The sequence below is a fragment of the Parapedomonas caeni genome (assembly GCF_041060555.1).
GTDB lineage: Bacteria > Pseudomonadota > Alphaproteobacteria > Sphingomonadales > Sphingomonadaceae > CAUJIW01.
Genome location: NZ_JBEUDS010000027.1, coordinates 1 through 21271 on the forward strand (window position 1 = coordinate 1; position 21271 = coordinate 21271).

Annotated in this window: 23 protein-coding genes and 1 tRNA gene; 9 read left to right on the top strand and 15 right to left on the bottom strand. The window is 67.9% G+C overall.

The annotated features are described in order from the left end of the window. Positions 1-122: 122 nt before the first annotated feature. The 3 genes from ABU113_RS14630 to ABU113_RS14640 all read right to left on the bottom strand — a co-directional run bounded on the left by ABU113_RS14630 (position 123) and on the right by ABU113_RS14640 (position 2506). Positions 123-440 carry a PaeR7I family type II restriction endonuclease gene (locus ABU113_RS14630; protein ID WP_454560241.1) on the bottom strand — a complete coding sequence of 106 codons (318 nt, stop codon included), beginning with the start codon at positions 438-440 and terminating at the stop codon, positions 123-125. Then, positions 437-2152 carry an Eco57I restriction-modification methylase domain-containing protein gene (locus tag ABU113_RS14635; RefSeq protein WP_454560242.1) on the bottom strand — a complete coding sequence of 572 codons (1716 nt, stop codon included), beginning with the start codon at positions 2150-2152 and terminating at the stop codon, positions 437-439. Before ABU113_RS14635 ends, ABU113_RS14630 begins: the two co-directional genes overlap by 4 nt. A 279-nt stretch (positions 2153-2431) precedes the next feature. Next, positions 2432-2506: transfer RNA gene (locus ABU113_RS14640), tRNA-Gly, on the bottom strand. A 71-nt stretch (positions 2507-2577) separates the two neighbouring features. On the opposite strand from ABU113_RS14640, the gene ABU113_RS14645 reads away from it, so the two are divergent. The 5 genes from ABU113_RS14645 to ABU113_RS14665 all read left to right on the top strand — a co-directional run bounded on the left by ABU113_RS14645 (position 2578) and on the right by ABU113_RS14665 (position 5632). Further along, positions 2578-3318, top strand: a complete 741-nt coding sequence (locus ABU113_RS14645) for a prolyl-tRNA synthetase associated domain-containing protein (protein ID WP_454560243.1) — start codon at positions 2578-2580, stop codon at positions 3316-3318. 100 nt (positions 3319-3418) lie between these two features. Beyond that, positions 3419-4336, top strand: a complete 918-nt coding sequence (trxA, locus tag ABU113_RS14650) for a thioredoxin (protein WP_454560244.1) — start codon at positions 3419-3421, stop codon at positions 4334-4336. A gap of 5 nt (positions 4337-4341) precedes the next feature. After that, positions 4342-4992 (top strand): LON peptidase substrate-binding domain-containing protein, encoded by a 651-nt coding sequence (locus ABU113_RS14655; RefSeq protein WP_454560245.1) that lies wholly within the window; start codon positions 4342-4344, stop codon positions 4990-4992. Continuing rightward, entirely contained in the window at positions 4992-5231 is a 240-nt protein-coding gene (locus tag ABU113_RS14660) for a Trm112 family protein (RefSeq protein WP_454560246.1), read from the top strand. Before ABU113_RS14655 ends, ABU113_RS14660 begins: the two co-directional genes overlap by 1 nt. Then, positions 5228-5632 (top strand): gamma-butyrobetaine hydroxylase-like domain-containing protein, encoded by a 405-nt coding sequence (locus ABU113_RS14665; protein WP_454560247.1) that lies wholly within the window; start codon positions 5228-5230, stop codon positions 5630-5632. Before ABU113_RS14660 ends, ABU113_RS14665 begins: the two co-directional genes overlap by 4 nt. A 38-nt stretch (positions 5633-5670) precedes the next feature. Here ABU113_RS14665 and ABU113_RS14670 read toward each other — a convergent pair whose 3' ends face one another. After that, entirely contained in the window at positions 5671-6891 is a 1221-nt protein-coding gene (locus ABU113_RS14670) for a UbiH/UbiF/VisC/COQ6 family ubiquinone biosynthesis hydroxylase (protein ID WP_454560248.1), read from the bottom strand. Positions 6892-7352: 461 nt separating this feature from the next. Here ABU113_RS14670 and ABU113_RS14675 point away from each other — a divergent pair, with 461 nt between their 5' ends. Further along, positions 7353-9707: a DNA translocase FtsK 4TM domain-containing protein gene (locus ABU113_RS14675; RefSeq protein ID WP_454560288.1), complete on the top strand. Its 2355-nt coding sequence runs from the start codon at positions 7353-7355 to the stop codon at positions 9705-9707. Between the two features lie 69 nt (positions 9708-9776). Next, positions 9777-10427, top strand: a complete 651-nt coding sequence (locus tag ABU113_RS14680) for a LolA family protein (RefSeq protein ID WP_454560249.1) — start codon at positions 9777-9779, stop codon at positions 10425-10427. Positions 10428-10448: 21 nt separating this feature from the next. On the opposite strand, the gene ABU113_RS14685 is transcribed toward ABU113_RS14680, so the two are convergent. Together ABU113_RS14685 and ABU113_RS14690 are read right to left on the bottom strand one after the other, a co-directional pair. Next, on the bottom strand, positions 10449-10754 hold the full coding sequence (locus ABU113_RS14685) for an acylphosphatase (protein ID WP_454560250.1): 306 nt from the start codon (positions 10752-10754) through the stop codon (positions 10449-10451). Between the two features lie 43 nt (positions 10755-10797). After that, complete coding sequence (locus ABU113_RS14690) at positions 10798-12783, bottom strand: acetyl-CoA carboxylase biotin carboxylase subunit (protein ID WP_454560251.1); 1986 nt, start codon at positions 12781-12783, stop codon at positions 10798-10800. A 123-nt stretch (positions 12784-12906) separates the two neighbouring features. On the opposite strand from ABU113_RS14690, the gene ABU113_RS14695 reads away from it, so the two are divergent. Next, the gene (locus tag ABU113_RS14695; protein ID WP_454560252.1) at positions 12907-13188 is read left to right on the top strand and encodes a hypothetical protein; all 282 of its coding nucleotides are present in this window, start codon (positions 12907-12909) and stop codon (positions 13186-13188) included. 104 nt (positions 13189-13292) lie between these two features. Here the strand turns inward: ABU113_RS14695 and ABU113_RS14700 are convergent, their stop codons facing one another. Then, positions 13293-14825 (bottom strand): acyl-CoA carboxylase subunit beta, encoded by a 1533-nt coding sequence (locus ABU113_RS14700; RefSeq protein WP_454560253.1) that lies wholly within the window; start codon positions 14823-14825, stop codon positions 13293-13295. A gap of 188 nt (positions 14826-15013) precedes the next feature. Here ABU113_RS14700 and ABU113_RS14705 point away from each other — a divergent pair, with 188 nt between their 5' ends. Further along, positions 15014-16456 (top strand): helix-turn-helix domain-containing protein, encoded by a 1443-nt coding sequence (locus ABU113_RS14705; RefSeq protein WP_454560254.1) that lies wholly within the window; start codon positions 15014-15016, stop codon positions 16454-16456. Positions 16457-16512: 56 nt separating this feature from the next. Here the strand turns inward: ABU113_RS14705 and ABU113_RS14710 are convergent, their stop codons facing one another. The 8 genes from ABU113_RS14710 to ABU113_RS14745 form a co-directional block, all read right to left on the bottom strand. Then, positions 16513-17208 (bottom strand): ATP12 family chaperone protein, encoded by a 696-nt coding sequence (locus tag ABU113_RS14710; RefSeq protein WP_454560255.1) that lies wholly within the window; start codon positions 17206-17208, stop codon positions 16513-16515. 13 nt (positions 17209-17221) lie between these two features. Next, positions 17222-17458, bottom strand: coding sequence for a hypothetical protein (locus tag ABU113_RS14715; protein ID WP_454560256.1), 237 nt, complete (start codon positions 17456-17458; stop codon positions 17222-17224). Continuing rightward, a complete protein-coding gene (locus ABU113_RS14720) occupies positions 17455-18141 on the bottom strand; it encodes an HAD-IA family hydrolase (protein WP_454560257.1) in 687 nt (228 codons plus the stop codon). The genes ABU113_RS14715 and ABU113_RS14720 overlap by 4 nt, the downstream gene beginning before the upstream one ends. An 8-nt stretch (positions 18142-18149) precedes the next feature. After that, positions 18150-19328, bottom strand: coding sequence for an RluA family pseudouridine synthase (locus ABU113_RS14725; RefSeq protein ID WP_454560258.1), 1179 nt, complete (start codon positions 19326-19328; stop codon positions 18150-18152). Then, positions 19325-19720, bottom strand: coding sequence for a fluoride efflux transporter CrcB (crcB, locus tag ABU113_RS14730; protein WP_454560259.1), 396 nt, complete (start codon positions 19718-19720; stop codon positions 19325-19327). The genes ABU113_RS14725 and crcB overlap by 4 nt, the downstream gene beginning before the upstream one ends. Before the next feature lie 14 nt (positions 19721-19734). Continuing rightward, positions 19735-20595 (bottom strand): hypothetical protein, encoded by an 861-nt coding sequence (locus ABU113_RS14735; RefSeq protein WP_454560260.1) that lies wholly within the window; start codon positions 20593-20595, stop codon positions 19735-19737. Then, positions 20592-20927 carry a DUF5615 family PIN-like protein gene (locus ABU113_RS14740; protein WP_454560261.1) on the bottom strand — a complete coding sequence of 112 codons (336 nt, stop codon included), beginning with the start codon at positions 20925-20927 and terminating at the stop codon, positions 20592-20594. Before ABU113_RS14740 ends, ABU113_RS14735 begins: the two co-directional genes overlap by 4 nt. A 102-nt stretch (positions 20928-21029) precedes the next feature. Continuing rightward, entirely contained in the window at positions 21030-21260 is a 231-nt protein-coding gene (locus ABU113_RS14745) for a DUF433 domain-containing protein (protein WP_454560262.1), read from the bottom strand. Positions 21261-21271 lie beyond the last annotated feature (11 nt).

A 21271-nucleotide genomic window follows, 5' to 3' on the forward strand; every position in this document is an offset into this window, starting at 1 on the left:
TGCAAACTCCACCATAACGATGAACCCGGTGGCCACCAGCGACGCCGCATTCCGGGGTGGGGCATGCCCCACCCCGGAATACACCATCGCCTACACCGGAAATTACACCACGAGCGCGGACGCTAACCAACCGCGGCGACCAACCGGCCTTCGTTGATCACCAGCAAGTCCCACTTCTTCGTAGGACGAAAATACCCCGGCAGCGTCACGACAGCACTGGTCTGGTGCAGTTCGGCATGGCCAAGGCCATTCTGCTCCACCAGATCGACGATGAGCGCAATGAACCCATCCATGTTCTTGCCAGCAGTGACCCCTGCCCGCTCGCCCTGGTCGATGTTGCCCGCTTCAATTTGCTTCTGCCGGGCTTTCTCGCGGTTCCCCCAGAAGGCCATCGTCGCCTCCTTCGCCTGCCGCTCATAATCTACCAGATTAAGACTCATGCCGTTGTCTCGTGCGTGAGTGCGTCGGCTTCCGCATCCGACAGTTGATACAATGCCACCATCGCCGTATCGCAGCGGGCGCGATCCCGGCTTATGCCCGCGGCGATCAGTTCCGCGCGGAGCTCGCCCGAAACATCTGCCCAGACGGGCACGCGGATGCGTCGAAGATACTGCGCCTGATAGCGCAGATACCCTCCGCGCATCTTGGTCGAATAGGTCGAAATGAACAGACGGGCGATGCTGGAGAGAAGCACCGCTTGCAGCGCCCGCAAATCCCACGTCTCCGACGTGACAAAATACAGGTTATGGTGGGGGTAGAACCGGCCCTCATCATAGACGATGTGCGCTTCCCCCTTGATGTCAGGAATCAGCAGCTTGGGCTTGGCCACCAAGGCGGGGTAGATGCGATCAATGGTGCGATACCAGCCAGCGGGAGACTTCTTCGCCACATGCCGCCCGGCAATCTCGTCCTTTCGCGCTTCCAGATAGCGTGCGAGGCGGGGATAGTCCGCCAGCGCCACGAGCCCGCCCTCATCGGCGAACGGGTTGACGACCCCATAGCCACGCCACGCGATCTCGCCGGAATGGATGTCACGGGTCATCACCAGCGGCAGCTTGCGGTCCTCTTCCACATCGAGGGTCTCATACGGGGCAATGAATGCCTGATCCGCACCCGTCGCAACGCCAATCCCAACCTTGCATCCGGCGTCCTCAAGCGTCGGAAAACGCGCTTCGAGGGCACGCACCAGATCAATGCCGGGGTTCGTATCCACGATCCACGGCGCGCCGCCATGCTGCACGATTTTCGATGCATGGACGTCACTGCCCCCCGTAACCTGCCCCGTCATTGCTCTTGCGAGGGAAGTGAGTGCCTGCGACGTGATTTCAGGGCGTTTTGCCACGGCGGTCGTGTTGCCGGGTTCATTGGCAATCACGAAGATGCCAGGATACGTGATGACGTCGGTGGTGAAGGCCGGTGTGTCCACCATGTCCACAAAGGCGCGCAGGTGATAGCCGCTCGCGACCAATTCCCGGAGCGGTCGTCCGTACCGGTTCTTCATCCATCGATCGGCGCAGATGAAGCCCAGGACGCCACCGGGATTCAATAGGTCGAGGGACCGTTCGATGAAGGGAATGTAGATGTCTGCTCGGTCATAAATCGTCCGGTAACGGCGGCGATACTCCGCCATCAGGGCGTCGGCGATCAGCTCCTGCCGCACATAGGGCGGGTTGCCGACCACAAAATCAAAGCGATCATCAAACTCTGTCAGCAGAAAATCGCCCTGGAAGAGCCAGGCCTTACGCAATGTTGCAGCAGCATGCGGCGTCAGACCATGTTCGATCAGCATCCGTTCGAGCGCCTGCCCGGTTTCGGTAACGCTGTGATGATGCAGCTCGACCGCTTGAATAGCCCCAATCAGGTCTACTTCCGCGTTCGACCCGCCATGCAGACGGTAGGATGTCAGCAGCCGTTCAATGGCGGGAAACAGAAAATCACCACCGCCGAAGGAGGGTTCCAGCAACCGCTTGGTATGGAGCGGCAACGCCGGATCATATCCCGCGAGGTCGAGAATGAACTCCACAACCTCCGTGCGCGTGAAGATCGCCCCGCGCTCCGCAATACCCGCATGCGCCATCGCGTGGACCGCCTGTTCAATCGGGCACTCCCCGAAGAGCGGCGGCTGATATTCGTAGGCGGTGGCTGCTTTCACGAAGACCTCGGCAGGAAACGGTCGACCCTTGCCGAATTAGAACATAAAAAGAACATCAGCAAGGGGCGCCGGTGCCTCCTTAGCATTGCAGGCCACTAAAGTAGAACAGGCATGCTATCTTTCGCACAAGGAAAACGGTGCGGAGAGAGTGCGAAGGGGCGCGAGATCAAAGCAGCTGGCGTAGAACCATTCCGCAAATTTTTTGCACAGTTCCTGCGCAGGCAAAAACATGGGAAAATTTCCCATGTTTTTCAACATCTTATTGGGATCTTAAGAAACTGGAGCGGGCGAAGGGATTCGAACCCTCGACCCCAACCTTGGCAAGGTTGTGCTCTACCCCTGAGCTACGCCCGCTCTGGCGTCGTCGTTGCGAGGCGGGTTGCTATCATTGTGTTTTGCGAAGCACAAGGAGAAATATGCAGCCCATGACGATTCCTCCCGCCACACCCGACGCGCGCCCCGATCAGGCGCCCGACGCCGTACCCGGCACCGCCCCTCTCCGCACCGTCCCTGCCAACCCCGATCAGGCGCCCGATACCCAGGCGCCCGACGCCCTGCTCCCCATCGGCCACGGGCCCAGCCCGTCCCCCGCCGACCCCGGGCCCGGCCCGCATGACCTCAACCCCGGGCCCGGCCCGCAGGGCATCGACCAGGCGGCCGAGGCGCGGCTGTTCGCCCGGCTGGACGCGCTGGACATCGCCCACGCCACGGTGCGCCATCCGCCCGCCCACAGCGTCGCCGACGCCAAGCGGCTGCGCGGCGCACTGGCCGGCGGCCACGCCAAGAACCTGTTCCTCAAGTCCAAGAAGGACGAATACGCGCTGGTGGTGATGGGCGAGGACGACCCGGTCGACGTCCAGGCGCTGGCGCGCGGGCTGGGGCTGGCGCGGCTGAGCTTCGCCAGCCCGGCGCGGCTGTGGGACTGGCTGGGCGTGCGGCCGGGTTCGGTGACGCCGTTCGCGCTGCTCAACGCCGCCGGCCACCCGGAGCGGGCGCGGCTGCGGGTGGTGTTCGACGCCGACCTGCTGGCCCACGACCCGCTGTGGTTCCACCCGCTGCACAACGCCGCCACCACCGCCATCGCCGGCGCCGACCTGATCCGCTTCGCCCGCGACTGCGGCCTCGACCCCCTGGTGCGGCGAATCGCCGATTTCACCACCGGCTGACACGCGGGCGCTTGGTTTTTCGGACAATCGTTGCCAGATAGAGCGTGAATGCCCGCCCCTCCCTGGCGGCGGGCCCGCCAACCTGCTGGAGACCCAACCGATGGCGCTGGACCCCGCTGCCACCCCGACCGCCGGGCTTGTTGCCTCGGCAACCGCCGAGACCTTCCGTGAACTGGTGATCGACGCCTCGCAGCAGGCCCTGGTGCTGGTGGACTTCTGGGCCGAGTGGTGCGGCCCGTGCAAGCAGCTCACCCCGCTGCTGGAGAAGGTGGTCGCCGACTATGCCGGCAAGGTCCGGCTGGTGAAGATCAACGTCGACCAGAACCAGATGCTGGCAGGCCAGTTCCGCGTCCAGTCCATTCCCACCGTCTATGCCTTCCTGGGCGGCCGACCGCTCGACGGCTTCATGGGCGGACTGCCGGAAAGCCAGCTGCGCGCCTTCATCGACCGGCTGCTGGCCGCCGCCGGACCGCTGCCCGACGACGGCGCGCCGGACGTCACGGCCCTGCTGGAGGCCGCCGCCGCCGCGCTGGAGGCCGGCGACATCCATTCCGCCCAGGCGCTCTATGCCGACGTGCTGGAACTCGACCCCGCCAATGCGGCCGCCGCCGCCGGCATGGCCCGGCTGCTGGTCGACGCCGGCGAGCTCGACGAGGCCGAGGCGCTGCTGGCGACGCTGCCCGAGGCCGCCGTCGGCGACACGGCGGTGTCGGCGGTGCGCGCGGCGATCGCGCTGGCCCGCGAGGCCGCCCCGGTCGATGATCTGGCGGCGCTGAAGGCCGAGGTGGAGGCCAACCCGGCCGACCACGCCAGGCGCTTCGAGCTGGCCGGCGGGCTGATGGCCGCCGGCGACCGCGAGGGCGCGGTGGACCATCTGCTGGAGATCATCCGGCGGGACCGCAACTGGAACGAGGGCGCGGCGCGCACCCGCCTGCTGCAGCTGTTCGAGGCGGTGGGCCTGGAAGACCCGTTCACGATGGCCGCCCGCCGGCGGCTGTCGGCGGTGCTGTTCGCCTGAGCGCCATGGCCGGCAGCAGCGACCTTGGCGATCTGCCCCGGGTGATCCCGGTGTTCCCGCTGACGGGCGTGCTGCTGCTGCCGCGCGGCCATCTGCCGCTCAACATCTTCGAGCCGCGCTACCTCGACATGGTGCGCGACGCCATGGCCAGCGAGCGCATCATCGGCATGATCCAGCCGCGCGGCTCGCTGCGCGGCAAGCGCCCGGCGCTGTATGATGTCGGCTGCGCCGGCCGCATCAGCGCCTTCGAGGAAACCGAGGACGGCCGCTATCTCATCACGCTGACCGGCGTCAGCCGCTTCCGCATCCTCAGCGAGCTGACCACCGTCACCGCCTACCGCCAGGTGGAGGTCGACTATGCGCCGTTCAGCCAGGACCGCACGGACAGCGCCACCCTGGCCGAGCCGTTGCGCGCCGAGCTGCTGGCGCGGCTGGAGGTCTATCTCGACGACCACGGCCTGCGCGCCGACTGGAACGCCGTGCGCAACGCCGTCGACGAGATGCTGGTCAACGCCATCGCCATGCTCTGCCCGTTCGACGCGGTGGAGAAGCAGGCGCTGCTGGAGGCACCGACGATCGCCGAACGGGCCCAGGCGCTGATCACCCTGATGCGCTTCGAGGACCATGGCGACCCCGACACCACGATGAGGCACTGATGTCGCAGCCGCCCGAACCCGCCGCGCCCCGACCGCCTGAGCCCCGCGCGTCCGACCCTCGCCCCCTCGATCCGCGGCTGCTGGAGATCCTCGTCTGCCCGCTGAGCAAGGGGCCGCTGGAGTACGACGCCGCCGCGCAGGAGCTGATCAGCCGCCAGGCGGGGCTGGCCTACCCGATCCGCGACGGCGTGCCGATCATGCTGCCCGACGAGGCCCGGGTGCTGGAGGATCAGCCGTGACCGCATCCCCCGGGCCGGGAGCCCCCAGCCAGCAAGCGCCCGGCCAGCCAGCGCCCTGGCCGGAAGCGCTGGACTATGACCGCGCCCACCGCCTGCTGCGCATCCGCTTCGACACCGGCGAGGCGTTCGAGCTGCCGGCGGAGCTGCTGCGGGTGGAAAGCCCGTCGGCGGAAGTGCAGGGCCATGGCGCCGGCGCCAAGCAGATCGTGCCCGGCAAGGCGCTGGTCGACATCGTGCGCATGGAGCCGGTCGGCCGCTACGCGGTGCGGCTGGTGTTCGACGACGGCCATGACAGCGGGCTCTATAGCTGGACCTATCTGCACCAGCTCGGCCGGACCCGCGAGACGGTGTGGCAGAGCTACCTGCTGGCGCTGGCCGAACGCGGCCTCAGTCGCGCCTGAGGGTCGGGCCGGCCACAGAACTTCAGGCCAGAGAAGCTTCAGGCCAGCTCGCCGCGCAGCAGCGCCGGCAGCTTGCCGGTGGCGCCCATCGCCTCGCGCATGAAGAACGTCTTGAGCGGCTTGATACGGTTGACCGCCGCCAGCCCCAGCCGGCGCGCGGCGGTGACCGTCCTGAGGTCGTTGGAGAACAGGTGGGTCAGCCCGTCCATGATGATGGCGGTCGCCGTGTTGTCCGGCCGCCGCCAGCGCTGGTAGCGGTTCAGCACCTCCAGCGAGCCGAGGTCGAGCCCGAGGCGGGCCGCCTCCACCAGCACCTCGGTCAGCGCCGCGACGTCGCGGACGCCCAGATTGAAGCCCTGGCCGGCGATCGGATGGTTGCCGTGGGCGGCGTCGCCGATCAGCGCGAAGCGCCGCTCGACATAGTGGTCGGCGTGATTGAAGTTCAGCGGGTAGGACCAGCGCGGCGCCACCAGCTCCAGCTTGCCGAGGAAGTCGCCGAAGCGCTTCCCGATCTCGGCCATGAAGGCGGCGTCCGACAGCCCCATGATCGCCGGCCCCTGGCTTGCCTTGACCGTCCAGACGATGGCCGAGCGCTGGCCGGGCATCGGCAGGATGGCGAACGGCCCGTCGGGCAGGAAGCGCTCGTAGGCGATGTCGCCGTGCGGCTTCTCGTGCGCGACCATGGTGACAATGCCGTGCTGGCGGTAGGACCAGCGGGCGCTGCGGATGCCCATCTGCTCGCGCAGCGGCGAGCCGCGCCCCTCGGCGGCGACGATCAGCGGCGCGACCAGGCGTTGCCCGCCGGCCAGCACGGCCTCCACCTTGCCGGGGCCGCGCGTCCAGTCCACCAGCCGGTCGGGCGCGAAGAGATGCAGGCCGTCGGTCGCAGCCGCCGTTTTCATCAGCGCCGCCCGCAGCATGCGGTTCTCGAACATGTAGCCCAGCGGCTCGCCACCCACCGCCTGACCATCGAAGTGCAGGAACAGCGGCGAGGCGCCATCGGTGACCCGGATATCGCGGATCGGCTGGGCGACCTCGGCGAGCTGATCCCACACGCCGATGGCCTGGAACAGCTTGGCCGCCGCGGCGGCGATGGCCGAGCAGCGACCGTCGAAGGCGGGCGCCAGCGTCGTCGACAGGTCGGCGGTGTCGACCACCGCCGTCTCCAGCCCGTGCACGCACAGGGCGCGCGCCAGCGTCATGCCGACCAGCCCGCCGCCGACGATGATGACATCCACCCGCCGCTGATTGTCCGTCATGGGCCTAGTCCTCGCTCCCGCGGGCGCCTGCCGTCAGCCGCCCCTGCCACTGGCGGCGACCTTAAAGCCATCGGCGCGGCAGGCCAACGGGACAATCTGTCATCCGGGAGCCTCGCCGCCCCCCTGTCGCTGTCGTATGGTGCACATATTTTCACCATTGGGCAATCGAAGATGAAAAAATAGGCATATTCACCTTGTCGCGATCCGGAAACCCGGCCGTTTCCGCCCCTCGCGGCTTGGCCCGCTTCTTGCGAATACGTCAGCACCGATGCCGTGATCGGCATCGCCGTGCTCTCTCGGGACCAACCGGTCCTTCATGACTGTGGCCGGGTTCTCGCGAACCCGGCCATTTTTTGTGGCCCCATCCCCACAATCGCCGGGCGGAATCGCCTTTTGTTCCGGCGTACCCTTGACGGACGCGGCGCTTCGCCCGAGTCTTGCCCCTTCAGTCAGTCGTGAGCATGAAGGAGGCGCCGGTGGCGCAGGCGCAGAGTCTCAAGCCCCTGGAGGGCCTGCAGGAGCGTGGACGGGCGGTCGCCCGGCACACCACGCGCTGGGCACTGGGCGGCCTGCTGATACTGCTGGGTCTGTGCCTGCTGGCAAGCCTTGCCAGTTACAACCCCGCCGATCCATCGTTCAACCACGCCACCGGGGCCAACCCCGCCAACTGGCTGGGGGGCTTTGGCGCAGCGCTCGCCGATCTGGGCTATCAGGGCCTGGGTCTGGGCGCATGGCTGCCGCCACTGGTGCTGCTGGCATGGGGCGTCCGTACCGCGCGCGGGCTGGCGGGCGGGCGCTGGCGCTGGGCGATGGCGGGGGGGCTGCTGGCGGGGCTGCTGCTGTCGCTGGCCGGCGGCTGGATGGTGCCATGGCAGGGCTGGCCGGTGACCGCGGGTCTGGGCGGCGTCATCGGCCTGATAGGCGCCGAGACGGTCCGGGCGGTGGCGACATCGTGGAACCTGGTACCCTTGGGCTGGGCGTTCGCGCTGGCGCTGGCGCTGGCCAGTGTGGGTGTGTTGCTGGCAAGCCTTGGGCTGGACCGCGAGATCTGGTCGGGGTGGCGGCTTCGCCGCGCCACCGCGCATGGGGTGGCGGATGCCGAGGACGACATCGTGGCGCCCCGCCCGCGCGCCAGCAAGCGCGAGACGCGCCGGGAACCCGCGGTGGTCGATGATCATGATGGCAACGCCGACGCCCCGGAGCCCGCGCCGCGACCGCGCACCCTGATCAAGGCCGAACCAGAGAGGCGCGCCCGCAAGGCGGTCAAACCCGAGGCGGGACGCCAGGGCGCGCTGGCGCTGGGCGACACCTACGCCCTGCCCTCGCTTGACCTGCTTGCAAAGCCGGTCAAGCAGGAGGGTCGCGCGCTTGACCGGGCGGCGCTGGAGCAGAACGCCCGCCTGCTGGAATCGGTGCTCGACGACTATGGCGTCAAGGGCGAGATCATTCAGGTCCGCCCCGGCCCGGTGGTCACCATGTACGAGCTGGAACCGGCGCCGGGCATCAAGTCCTCGCGCGTCATCGGGCTGACCGACGACATTGCCCGCTCGATGAGCGCTATTTCCGCCCGTGTCGCCGTGGTGCCGGGGCGCAACGTCATCGGCATCGAGCTGCCCAATGCACGCCGCGAGACCGTCTACCTGCGCGAACTGCTGAATTCGGACGAGTTCGAGAACGAGAAGTGGACGCTGCCGCTGGTGCTGGGCAAGAACATCGCCGGCGACCCCTCGATCGCCGACCTCGCGCCGATGCCGCACCTGCTGATCGCCGGCACCACCGGCTCGGGCAAGTCGGTGGGCCTCAACGCGATGATCCTGTCGCTGCTCTACCGCCTGAGCCCGGACCGGCTGCGCTTCATCATGATCGACCCCAAGATGCTGGAACTGTCGGTCTATGACGGCATCCCGCATCTGCTGGCGCCGGTGGTCACCGAACCGAAGAAAGCGATCGCGGCGCTCAAATGGGCGGTGCGCGAGATGGACGACCGCTACCGCCGCATGGCCAGCGTCAACGCCCGCTCACTGGCCGGTTTCAACGAGAAGGTGACCGAGGCCAAGTCGCGCGGCCAGTCGCTGGTGCGCAAGGTTCACACCGGCTACGACCGCGAAAGCGGCCAGCCAATCTACGAGGAACAGAGCTTCGACTTCGAGCCGATGCCGCTGATCGTCGTCGTCATCGATGAGCTGGCCGACCTGATGATGGTCGCCGGCAAGGAAGTGGAAGTGCTGGTGCAGCGGCTGGCGCAGAAGGCACGCGCCGCCGGCATCCACCTCATCATGGCGACCCAGCGGCCGTCGGTGGACGTCATCACCGGCGTCATCAAGGCCAACCTGCCGACCCGCATCTCCTTCCAGGTGACGTCCAAGATCGACAGCCGCACCATCCTGGGCGAGCAGGGCGCCGAGCAGCTGCTGGGCAAGGGCGACATGCTGTGGATGGCCGGTGGCAAGCAGATCATCCGCGTCCATGGCCCCTTCGTCACCGAGGAGGAGGTGGAACGCGTCGCCGACCACTGGCGCGGCCAGGGCATGCCGGACTATGTCGAGGCGGTGACCGAGGAACCGGACGAGGAAGGCGACGGCCTGAGCCTGACGGGTGGCGAAGACGGCGGCGAGGGCGACATCTACCGCCGCGCGGTGCAGATCGTCGCCGAATCCCAGAAGGCGTCCACCAGCTATCTGCAACGCCAGCTGCGTGTCGGCTACAACAGCGCCGCCCGCCTGATCGAACGGATGGAAAAGGAAGGCCTGGTCGGCCAGCCCGACCATGTCGGCCGCCGCGAGGTCTTCCTCGACCGCGACGGCTCGCGCCTGTAAGCCTTGTCATGCGGCACCGATCCGCCACGGTTCAGTCGCGGTTCAGCCCGGCCATGTTAGAAAAGCGCCATGACCCACTGGAACTCCCTGCGTCGTCTCATCGTCGGCTCCCTCGCCCTGCTGCTGGCCACCGCCGGCACGCCAGCCCAGGCCGCCCCGCCTCTGGAACAGGTCGCCGCCCACCTGAAGGCGCTTGACAGCCTGACCGCTGATTTCACCCAGATCGCCGACACCGGCGCCGTCGCCAAGGGTCGCATGACCCTGGCACGGCCCGGCAAGATCCGCTTCGACTATGAGCCCAAGAGCCCGCTGCTGGTGGTCTCGGACGGCCGTACCCTGTCGATGGTCGACTACGACGTCGCCCAGGTGTCGCGCTGGCCGGTGAAGGAAACCCCGCTGGCGCTGCTGCTCGACCCCGACAGCACGCTCAAGACCCGTGCCCGGCTGACGCCGGCGGACCAGACGCCGCGTGGCTATGTGGCGGTGGTGGGCCAGGACCCCAAGCGGCCGGAATACGGCGCCATCACCCTTTACTTCGCCCAGTCGGCACAAGGACCGGCCGGGCTGCTGCTGTCGGGCTGGCGGGTGCTGGACGGTCAGGGGCGGACCACCACCGTGCAACTGACCAACGTCACGATCAACCCCCCGGTGAGCAAGACCGCGTTCACCTTCCGCGACCCGCGCGGCGCCCCCACCGCCCGGCCGGGCAAGCTGCGCTGAGCCGCGCGACCGGCGCGGCGTTCACACCGTCGGTTTCTGGACGAAGCCGGTGGCGGTAATGCCGATGGCCGGCTCCAGCTGGATGACTGTCACCTCGGCGCGCTCGGGCCCCGACCAGCACTGGCCGACCATCACGTCAACGACATCGGCCGGGCCGACGAACAGCGCCTCGACCGTGTTGTCGAGACGGTTGCGCACCCAGCCATCAAGGCCGAGCCGCGACGCCGTCTCGACTGTCCACGCGCGATACCATACGCCCTGCACGCGGCCATGAATGCGGGCACGCACGGCCTTGTGGCCGTCAGGCAGCTGCGACTCGTCGTTCATGCGCGTATCATGGCGAGCGCCGGCGACGCCGCCAACACCGGCCTCACTCGAATTCGAGAATGACGGCGTCGACGGCCAGACTGTCGCCCTTCTTGGCGCGCACGGCCTTCACCGTGGCCGTCTTCTCGGCGCGCAGGATGTTCTCCATCTTCATCGCCTCGACGACCGCCAGAATCTGGCCGGCTTCGACCTGCTGACCCTCGACCACCTCGACCGACACCACCAGGCCCGGCATCGGGCACAGCAGATACTTCGACAGATCGGGCGGCACCTTCTCGATCATGTGCGCGGCCAGCTCGGCGCCGCGCGGGCTATAGACCACCACCTTGTGCGCCGAGCCCATGTGGCCCAGCCGCCAGCCCAGCGACAGCCGGTCGATCTCGATCGACACCGCGGCGCCATCAACGGTGCCATGGAACACCCGGTCCGCCGGCGTCCAGTCGCTGGTCACCGCCAGTTCACGGCCCTCCAGGCGCACGATGAGGCCCTCGCCGTCATCAACGACGCTGACCGGAACCTTGGCACCATCGACGCACACCACCCAGTCGGAACCGTAGCGCGCGCCGTGGCCGTTGAGCTGGCCGTCGATCAGGCTCTCCCGCCCGGCTTCCACCACCTTGAGCACCGTCGCGGCGGCGATCAGCCGGTCGCGCTTGGCCGGCGTCAGCTCGGCGCCCTGGAAGCCCTCGGGATATTCCTCGGCGATGAAGCCGGTCGTCAGATTGCCGGCGCGGAAGCGCGGATGCTGCATCACCGACGACAGGAAGTGGATGTTGTGACCGATACCCCGGATGTAGTAATCGTCCAGCGCCTGCACCTGCAGATCGGCCGCCTCGTCACGGGTGGCGCCATAGGTGATCAGCTTGGCGATCATCGGATCGTAGAACATCGAGATTTCCGAGCCCTCGACCACGCCGGTGTCGACGCGCACGCCCGGCCGCTCCTCCGGCTGCCGGTAGCGCGCCAGCCGGCCGATCGACGGCAGGAAGTTGCGGTAGGGGTCTTCCGCATAGACGCGGGTCTCGATCGCCCAGCCGTTCAGCTTCACGTCATCCTGGGTGAACGGCAGCTTCTCGCCGGCGGCGACGCGGATCATCTGCTCGACCAGATCGAGCCCGGTGATGCATTCGGTGACCGGGTGTTCCACCTGCAGGCGGGTGTTCATCTCCAGGAAGTAGAAGCTGCGGTCCTTGCCGGCGATGAACTCGACGGTACCGGCGGAGAAATAGCCGACCGCCTTGGCCAGCTGCACCGCCTGCTCGCCCATCGCCTTGCGCATTTCCGGCGTGACGAACGGCGACGGCGCTTCCTCCACCACCTTCTGGTGACGACGCTGGATCGAGCACTCGCGCTCGCCCAGGTACATCACGTTGCCGTGCTGATCACCCAGCACCTGGATTTCGATGTGGCGCGGCTCCTCGACGAACTTCTCGATGAACACGCGGTCGTCGCCGAAGCTGTTCTTGGCCTCGTTGCGGACGTTCTGGAAGGTCTCGCGGACGTCCTTCTCGGACCAGGCGAGCCGCATGCCCTTGCCACCACCGCCGGCGGATGCCTTCATCATCACCGGATACCCGATGTCGTTGGCGATCTTCACCGCATGATCGGTGTCCTCGATCTCGCCGACATAGCCGGGCACCACCGAAACATTGGCCGCCTTCGCCAGCTTCTTCGATTCGATCTTGTCGCCCATGGCGGCGATCGCCTGGGGGGGCGGGCCGATGAAGGCGATGCCCTTGGCCGCCAGTTCCCTGGCGAACCACTCGCGCTCCGACAGGAAGCCGTAGCCGGGGTGGACGGCCTCGGCACCGGTGGCAAGACACGCCTCGATGATCTTCTCGCCCAGCAGGTAGGACTGGGCAGCCGGCGGCGGGCCGAGATGAACGGCCTCGTCGGCCATTTCCACATGCAGCGCGCCGGCATCGGCATCGGAATAGACCGCGACGGTCTTGATGCCCATGCGGCGGGCGGTCTTGATCACGCGGCAGGCGATTTCACCACGATTGGCGATCAGGATTTTCTTGAACATGGGCATCCCTTAGCTAGCAGCCATGCGGCGTGACAGGACTGGCGGTTGCAGCGACGGCCGACGCGCCGACTGGACGTGGCAGTTTCCCCGGATTACGCTTGGATCACGCATGAGGAGAATATGATGAAGAAATATCTGAGCCTGGTGCTTGCCGCCGCGCTGACCGCACCCGGCGTGATGCCCGCGTTCGCCGGCGAAACCCCGGCGCCTGCGGCTGAAGCAGCCGCGCCAGCGACCGACACCCCGGCGGACGACAAGAAGATCTGCAAGACCTTCGACACGCTGGGCACGCGCCTTGGCAAGAAGCGGGTCTGCCTGACCGCCCGGGAGTGGGCCGACCAGGAAGGTCAGGCGCGGCGCGAGATCGAGCGCAAGCAGGTGTTCATCGACAATCGCGGCGGCTGACGCCGCGGCGCACGCCCACCGGCGACGGCGGCCCGATCCGTGATCGGCCGCGCGTCGCATGGCAGGTTTCCCGCCCTGATGCCTGATGCGCTCCACGTCCTGCCTCACAGCGGGATGTTGTCGTGCTTCTTCCACGGGTTTTCGAGCTGCTTGTTGCGCAGCTTGCGCAGGCCGATAGCGATGCGCCGGCGCGTCGAATGCGGCATGATGACTTCGTCGATGAAGCCCTTTGACGCCGCCACGAACGGGTTGGCGAAGCGGGCCTCATATTCCTTGGTGCGTTCGGCGATCTTCTCGGCGTCACCGATGTCCTTGCGGAAGATGATCTCCACCGCGCCCTTGGCGCCCATCACCGCGATCTCGGCGGTCGGCCAGGCGTAGTTCAGATCGCCGCGCAGATGCTTCGAGGCCATCACGTCGTAGGCGCCGCCATAGGCCTTGCGGGTGATGACGGTGATCTTCGGCACGGTGGCCTCGGCATAGGCGAACAGCAGCTTGGCGCCGTGCTTGATGATGCCGTTGTGTTCCTGGGCGACGCCCGGCAGGAAGCCCGGCACATCAACGAAGGTGACGATCGGAATGTTGAAGCAGTCGCAGAAGCGCACGAAACGCGCCGCCTTCTTCGACGAATTGATGTCGAGGCAGCCGGCCAGCACCATCGGCTGGTTGGCGACGAAGCCCACCGTGTGGCCGTCGATGCGGCCGAAGCCGACCACGATATTGCCGGCGTGTCCGGGCTGGATTTCGAAGAAATCGCCCTCGTCGCAGACCTTCTCGATCAGTTCCTTGATGTCGTAGGGCTTGTTCGGGTTGGGCGGCACCAGCGTGTCGAGGCTCATCTCGATGCGCTCGGGGTCGTCGCTGGAGGGGCGGAACGGCACCGGCTCGCGGTTGGACAGCGGCAGGAAGTCGAAGAAGCGGCGGGTCTGCAGCAGCGCCTCGACGTCGTTCTCCAGCGCCAGATCGGCGACGCCCGACTTGGTGGTGTGGGTGACGGCGCCACCCAGTTCCTCCTGGGTGACGACCTCGGCGGTAACGGTCTTCACCACGTCGGGGCCGGTGACGAACATGTAGCTCGAATCCTTCACCATGAAGATGAAGTCGGTCATCGACGGCGAATAGACCGCGCCACCGGCGCACGGGCCCATGATGACGGAAATCTGCGGTACCACGCCGGAGGCCAGCACATTGCGCTGGAACACTTCGGCATAGCCGGCCAGCGAGGCAACGCCTTCCTGGATGCGGGCGCCGCCGGAGTCGTTCAGGCCGATCACCGGCGCACCCACCTTCATGGCCATGTCCATGACCTTGCAGATCTTCTGGGCATGGCGCTCGGACAGCGAACCGCCGAACACGGTGAAGTCCTGGCTGAACACGAACACCAGACGACCATTGATGGTGCCGGAGCCAGTGACCACGCCGTCGCCGGGCACCACCTGCTCGGCCATGCCGAAGTCAATGCAGTTGTGCTCGACATACATGTCGACTTCCTCGAACGAACCGGGGTCGAGCAGCAAATCCACCCGCTCGCGGGCGGTCAGTCGGCCCTTCTTGTGCTGGGCGTCGATGCGCGCCTGCCCACCGCCCATGCGGGCGGCCTCTCGCTTCTGTTCCAACTGTTCGAGAATCTTCAGCATCGACCGGTCTTCCTGTCTGACGGCATGAGCGGAAGACCGTCGCCGGACCATGGCCCGGCGTCACGCGCCTCCCCGTATCAGCCGCCATTGCAAATTTTGTTACAGATTTGAAGGGGGGATGTGCAAAATAGAGCGGCGGACGATGGCGAATATTGCCAACTTTGTGAAAGATTCCAGCAGGGCAGCTCATGGAAAAAAAGATCTACGCCGGCGAACGGCTGCGCCGTCTGCGCGAGGGGCAGGGGATGAGCCAGGTGGCACTCGCCCGACTGCTTGGCCTGTCACCGAGCTACGTCAACCAGATGGAAAGCAACCAGCGGCCGATGACCGCCGCTGTGCTCACCGCCGCCGCCCAGCACTTCGACGTGCCGCCAACCTATTTCGCCGACGCCGAGGATCTGCGGGCCATCGCCGACATCCGCGAGATGCTGACCGATCCGTTGTTCCAATCCGGCGATATCGGCACGGCGGAAATGCGCGCGATGGTTCGCGCGGCGCCCAAGCTGTCCAGCCAGTTCCTCACCCTCTACCGCGCCTACCGGACGCTGGCCGACGAGCTGACCGCGCTGCGTGAGACGGTCGCCCATGGCGACCATGCCTCGCCTGTCGCACCCTTCCCCTATGACGAGGTGCGCGACTACATCCAGTCGAAGCAGAACTATATCGACGTGCTGGACCGGGCGGCGGAAACGCTCGCCGAGACGTGGGGGTTCCGGCAGGAAACCCTGGCCAGCGACCTGACCCACTATCTCCACAGCCGCCACGGCGTCGACGTCCGTCTCGACGACAGCCTGGCCCATGCCGACGCGCTCTGGCATTTCGACGCCACCGCCCGCCAACTCACCATCGCCGAGACCACCCGGCCATCGAGCCGCGGCTTCTATCTGGCCTACGCCATCGCCCTGCTCGAACAGGCCGGCGTCATCGAGCATCTGGTGACCGAGGCGCGCTTTTCCAGCGACGCCGCCCGCTCGATAGCCCGGGTCGGGCTGGCCAACTATTTCGCCGGCGCCCTGTGCCTGCCCTATGGCGCCTTCCTCGGCGAGGCCTGTCGGGTCGGCTACGACATCGAGCAGCTGCAGTCACGCTTCGCCGCCAGCTTCGAGCAGGTCTGTCACCGGCTGAGCACCATGCAGCGGCCCGACGCGCCGGGCGTGCCCTTCTATTTCGTCAAGGTCGACCTCGCCGGCAACGTCACCAAGCGCTCCAGCGCCACCCGCTTCCAGTTCGCCCGTTTTGGCGGCGCCTGTCCGCTGTGGTCGGTGCATCAGGCCTTCGCCCAGCCCAACCGCATCCTGGTGCAGATGGTGGAAACGCCGGACGGCCAGCGTTACCTGTCGATCGCCCGCACCGTCCGCTCCGGCGGCGGCGCCTTCAACCGGCGGCCGCGCGAGTTCGCGGTCGAGCTGGGCTGCGACGTTGCCCACGCCCACCAGCTGGTCTATGCCGCCGGCCTCGATCTCAGCAACCCGGCGGCGGCGGTGCCGGTGGGCTCCAGCTGCCGCATCTGCGAGCGGCTGGACTGCCACCAGCGGGCGGTGCCGCCAGCCGGCATGGAGCTGGCCGTCCACCCCGACCTGCGCCGCACCCTGCCCTACTCGGTAGCGCGCCGGGCGCCGGGCCAGAAATAACACCGATCTGGCGTAAATACTCTACCCCGTATCGCCGTATCGGCGATACGGCTGGCTCAGTCGGCCAGCAGGGCCAGGAAGCGCACCGCCGCGTCGAACTCGGTCCGGCGATGATCGCGCGCCTTGGTGGCCAGCGCGTCCTCGCCCCAGTGCTCGACCTGATAGAGCTCATCCAGCTGGCTGGCCGCCCACGCCCCATCCGCCTCGACCGCGCCGTCGACCAGCGCCAGACCAATGACCAGCGAGCCGGACAGGGTGGTCAGCGTGTGCAGGGCCGCCAGCCGCCAGTCATCGAGCGCCGCCACCGCCTGGGTCAGCCGGGCCAGCGTCTCGGCCGGCTGGGCGACATGGACGATGCCGCTGGTCACCGCCAGCGTCAGGTCGTAGCGCGCCTGCGCCCAGGCGATCAGCGGATCCCAGGCACTGGCCTGACGGGCCACCAGCTCGGCCGGCCAGTCGGCCCGGTAACACAACAGGTCGCTCTCGCCGTAGCGGGCGATCTCGGCCACCACCACGTCGCGCTGCGGCGCCACCCGGTCGAGCGCGGTGTTGGCGTGGCGGGTCAGCGGCATCGCCGCCGGCACGATGTCGGTGGCCTGCGCCTGCCATTCGTCGGCAAGTGCCGCGGCCAGCGCCGGCGTCGGCAGGACCAGCAGAGCCTTGGCCGGCGTGCGCACCGGCCGGCCATCCAGCAGCACATGATGACCGCCCTCGGCCGGCGCGGTGGTGACGCTCTGGTAGAAACGCTTCATGGACGGACCGGACTCACGGTTGCGGCGGGCGTGGCTTCTTCAGGCTGGCCCAGGCGGCCAGCATGGTCAGCGTGAACTTGGTCAGCAGCGCGCCGAAAATGATGATCAGGCCCAGCGTGCGGGCATCCGCCGGCGCGAGGCCGAACCAGGTCGCGGTCACCGGGCGGGCCACCAGCAGAATGCCGAGCATCAGCACCAGCAGGGTGACAATCGACGACAGGATGAGCAGCAGCAGACGCACGGGCGTCATGGCCGGGACTCCGGCGCGAACCGCGCCAGCAGGGCGTCGAGCTGGTCGTGCAGGTCGTTGAAATGGTCGAGCACCACCGTGGCGCCGGCGGCGCGCAGCTCGTCGGCCTCATGGTAGCCCCACGCCACGCCCACCGGCACCGCGCCGGCGGCCACCGCCATTTCCATGTCGTAGGCGGTATCGCCGATCATCAGCGTGCTGGCCGGCGTCGCGCCGGCCTCGGCGATGGCCGCGTGCAGCATTGCCGGATGCGGCTTGGAGGGGTGACGATCAGCGGTCTGCAGCGTGACGAAGTGCCCGGTCAGGCCATGATGGTCGAGGCACAGCTTGAGGCCGCGATCGGACTTGCCGGTCGCCACGCCCATCAGCCAGCCAGCGGCGTCGAGGGCGGCGATCACCTCGCGGGTACCGTCGAACAGCGGTTCCTCCACCAGTCCGTGGCCGCGCAGGCGCTGGAAGGCGTTCTTGTAATCCTCGGCGAGACTGCGGTGCAGGTCGTGCGCGGCATCCGGCAGCAGCGCCTGCATGGCCTCGACCAGCGACAGGCCGACCACCCGGCGGGTGGCGCGCGGGCACGGGTCGGCGAGACCGTGGTTGCGGAAGCAGTCGGTCATGGCGCGCACGATGTTGCCCTGGCTGTCCACCAGCGTGCCATCGCAGTCGAACACCACCAGTCGGTTCATCGGCTCCCTCAGCGTTTCTTCTTGCCCTGGCTGCGCCGGGCACCACGCCGGCTGTTGCGCTGGGCCAGCCGGCGCGCCTTGGCGTGTTCGGCCCCGGCTTCCTTGGCGCTCGGCCGGGCCCGCGCCGGACCGCCACGCCCGCCGCGCGCCGGCCGGGCGGTGGCGGGCACATCGTTGCCGAAGGTATCGGCCATCGGATCCCACACGCCGGGTTCGGGCGGCGGCGCCTCCTTGGCGAAGCCCAGCATGGCCCAGGTCTCGGCCATGTGCGGCGGCAGCTCGGCGGTGATCTCCAGCGGCTTGCCCGACGGATGGTCGATGGTCAGCGACCGGGCATGCAGGTGCATCTTGCGGCTGATGCCGCCGGTGAGGAACGCATTGATGCCGCCATATTTGGCATCGCCGACGATCGGGCAGCCCAGCGCCTCGGCGGCATGAACGCGAATCTGGTGGGTGCGCCCGGTCAGCGGCTCGAACTCGACCCAGGCCGCCCGGGTGCCCGCCCGTTCGATGACACGGTAGCGCGTCCGGGCCGACTGGCCGTTGGCGGCATCGATGGTCATCTTCTCGCCGCCGGTGCCCGGCATCTTGGCCAGCGGCGCGTTGATCAGCCCGGCGTCGGGCTGCGGATCGCCGACCACCAACGCCCAGTAGACCTTGTGCGCGGTACGGCCGGAAAACGCCTTGGAGAAATAGCCGGCGGCACTGGCCGAGCGGGCCAGTAGCAGCACGCCCGAGGTATCCTTGTCGAGCCGGTGCACCAGGCGCGGCCGGTCCGGCCGGTCAAAGGCCAGCGCGTCGAGCAGGCCATCGACGTGGGTCTTGGTCTTGGTACCGCCCTGCGTCGCCAGTCCCGGCGGCTTGTTCAGCACCAGCGCGGCATCGTCGCGGTGGATGACCAGCGAACGGGCATAGTCCACCTCGTCGTCCGCCAGCGGCCGGCGTTCGGCCTTTTTCCAGATCGCCGGTGCCGCCGCCACCTCGACCGCCGGAATGACGATCTTCTGGCCCGCCTGCAGCCGGTCGCCGGGGCCGACCTTGTGGCCGTCCACCGTCAGCGCGCCGGTACGGGCCCAGCGGGCCACCAGCGCGTGGGTGACGTCCGGCCGGTGACGCTTGAACCAGCGATCGACGCGGATGCCGTCGTCGTCTTCCGCCACCACGGCGTAGGAAGGCTGCCCGCTCATGCCGTCACCGTCCGCACCAGCCACAGGCCGGCGAATAGTGCGACCACCGAGGCGGTGACCGACAGCAGTATGTACCCCAGCGCCATGGGCAACTCGCCCCGCTCGATCATCAGCACGACCTCCAGCGAAAAGGCGGAAAAGGTGGTGAAGCCGCCCAGCACACCGACGCCCAGCAGCAGGCGCACCGCCTCCGGGCCGCCACGCAGCGCCAGCGTCTCGACCAGCAGACCCATGGCGAAGCCGCCGAGGATATTGGCCGCCAGCGTGCCCCACGGGTAGCCGGGGCCGGCCAGGTGCAGCGCCAGCTTGCCCAGCAGGTAGCGGGCGGCGGCGCCGGTGCCGCCGCCAAGGGCGACCAGCAGCAGGGCCAGGGGTGTGGTGACGGCGTTCATCCCCGGCTTGTGCCTCAGGCGACCCCGAAGGTCCAGCCCTCCGTACGGGCGACGCCTGGTTCCAGACCGGCCGGCGCCCAGTAGGCGGCCTGGCCCGCCAGCGCCCGCATCCCGGCGGCGGTGATCAGCGCGTCGGTGACGTGATCGGTGAGCGGGCCGTCCAGCGTCGCCGGGGCGCTGCCGAGTGCGGCCAACGCCGCATCGAGCGTCGCGGCGTCGCGCACCTTCAGGCCGCGCAGGCCGGCATGGCGGATGAACGCCCGGCCGTAGATCTCCACCACCAGCGGACCGGTCGCGGGCGCCGGATCGAACGGCCACACCGGCAGCCGATCCTGCACCTGATGCAGCAGCCGCATGCCGCTGAAGCTCGCCTTGGCGACCTGGGCGGCGCCGATGGCGTCGAACACGCTCGACGGCTTGCCGCCGCCGGCGGCATTGAACGCCTGCTCGCAGACGCGCAGCCGCATGTAGCGCGCCTTCACGCCATCGGCCTTGCCGAAGTAGAAATGCCGCCGGAACGCCTGTTCGAGAAAACTCGCGGCACCGAGATCTTCGTCGCCGCAATGCTTCTCGACAAAGGCCCAGAAGGCGCGCGCCTCGGCCGGGGTCGCCTCGCCGGGCAGGTAGGCGCCGGTATCGACGAACGGCGGCGCGAAGGAGAAATCGAAGCCGATCAGCGCCCGCTCACCGCGCGCGGCGATGTCGAGCAGCAGATCGCGCACGCTCGTGCGCGACCACAGGCCCTCGGGCGGCGTCACCAACACCGGTGCTGCAGCACCAGCCTCACAGCTGGCCACGGCGATGCCCTTGTGGCGCCGGCCCCTGGCGCCGGTCCAGTCGATGGCGATGAAACGGGTGAAAGAGGCAGGGTTCATCTCACCTCGACGAGTTGCTGCCCGCTATCGAGCAGGTCGAGGATGGCCGGCATCCGGGGCACCAGCCGCTCCAGCAGTTCGCTGGTCCGGCAGTTGCCGATACGAATCCAGACGACGCCGGTCGTCACCCCGCCAGCGGCCAGCAGACCCGGAAAGTCCGCGTCCTTGGTAACGATGATCCACCCTTGCCGACAGGCCATCGCCCAGATGTCCTGATCGGACATGGCCGCGCCACCGATGTCGACGACATGACGAGCGCCATGACCGGCGACGGCAAGCGCGCGGGCCAGTGCCGGCGGCAACTGGGCATCGATCAGCAACTCGGCGGGCAAATGGGCTTCCCCATGGCTACGACAGGATGACTATAGCGGGGATCGCACGAACGGCGGCAGGCCGGATTCGCAATCACGACCCTCAACTGCGAAGAAACGCCATCATTCCGCCGCCACCGGAAAGACCGGATGATCGACCTGGGCAGCGGCATAGCGCAGGCAGGCGGTGATATCGGCCGCCTCCAGATAAGGATAATCGGCCAGAATCTCGGCAGGTGACGCGCCGGCCGCCAGCAGTTCCAGTACGTCGCGCACCCGCACCCGCAAGCCACGGATGCAAGGCTTGCCACCGCAGATATCGGGATTGAAAGTGATGCGCTCCAGATCGCTCATTGGCCAACTCT